Origin of the sequence: Catenulispora subtropica (assembly GCF_039531675.1) — a bacterium.
GTDB classification, from domain to species: Bacteria; Actinomycetota; Actinomycetes; order Streptomycetales; family Catenulisporaceae; genus Catenulispora; species Catenulispora subtropica.
The window spans coordinates 1-1,271 of sequence record NZ_BAAAQM010000129.1 but is presented as its reverse complement, the minus strand read 5'-3'; the positions used below and the strand labels follow the sequence as shown (position 1 = coordinate 1,271).

Sequence of the window (1,271 nt, the reverse complement as noted above, 5' to 3'; positions counted from 1 at the left end):
GTGCCGTCGCCGAGCTCGAAGCCGCGCTTGAACTGCGCGACCGCGTCCTTCAGCGCCACCACGGTGTCGTCGGTCAGCAGGCCGGTCTCGGCGATCGTGCTCAGGATCCCGGCGTGGTCGGTCTTCAGGTAGGAGATGAACTCCTTCTCGAAGCGGCGCACGTCGGCCACCGGCACGTCGTCGATCGAGCCCGAGGAGCCGATCCAGATCGCGGCCACCTGCTCCTGGACCGGGTACGGCTCGTACTGGCCCTGCTTCAGGATCTCGACCATGCGCTGACCGCGGGCCAGCTGCGCCTTGGAGGCGTCGTCCAGGTCCGAGGCGAAGGCGGCGAACGCCTCCAGGTCGCGGAACTGGGCCAGGTCGACACGCAGCGAGCCGGAGACCGAGCGCATCGCCTTCACCTGCGCCGAACCACCGACGCGGGAGACCGAGGTGCCAACGTTGATCGCCGGACGGACGCCCGAGTTGAACAGGTCGGTCTCGAAGAAGCACTGACCGTCGGTGATGGAGATGACGTTGGTCGGGATGAACGCCGAGATGTCGTTCGCCTTGGTCTCGATGACCGGCAGGCCGGTCATGGAGCCGGCGCCCATGTCGTCGCTCAGCTTCGCGCAGCGCTCCAGCAGGCGGGAGTGCAGGTAGAAGACGTCGCCCGGGTAGGCCTCGCGGCCCGGCGGGCGGCGCAGCAGCAGCGACATCGAGCGGTAGGCCTCGGCCTGCTTGGACAGGTCGTCGAAGACGATCAGCACGTGCTTGCCGGCGTACATCCAGTGCTGGCCGATGGCCGAGCCGGTGTACGGGGCCAGGTACTTGAAACCGGCCGGGTCCGAGGCCGGGGCCGCGACGATGGTGGTGTACTCCAGCGCCCCGGCCTCCTCCAGCGCGCCCTTGACGGCGGCGATGGTGGAGCCCTTCTGGCCGATGGCGACGTAGATGCAGCGGACCTGCTTCTTCGGGTCGCCGGAGGCCCAGTTCTGCTTCTGGTTGATGATGGTGTCCACGCAGACCGCGGTCTTGCCGGTCTGGCGGTCGCCGATGATCAGCTGGCGCTGGCCGCGGCCGATCGGGGTCATCGAGTCGATGGCCTTGATGCCGGTCTGCAGCGGCTCCTTGACCGACTGGCGGGCCATGACGCCGGGCGCCTGCAGCTCCAGGATGCGGGTGCCCTCGGCCTCGATCGGGCCCAGGCCGTCGATCGGCTCGCCCAGCGGGTTCACCACGCGGCCCAGGAACTTGTCGCCGATCGGGGTGGACAGGATCTCGCCGGT

At 68.9% G+C, this 1,271-nt stretch carries 1 protein-coding gene; it reads right to left on the bottom strand.

Annotated features, from left to right (window positions below; genetic code table 11):
- Positions 1-1,271 (bottom strand): F0F1 ATP synthase subunit alpha (atpA, locus tag ABD466_RS44255; protein ID WP_344663326.1); only part of this gene is annotated, 1,271 nt, incomplete at both ends.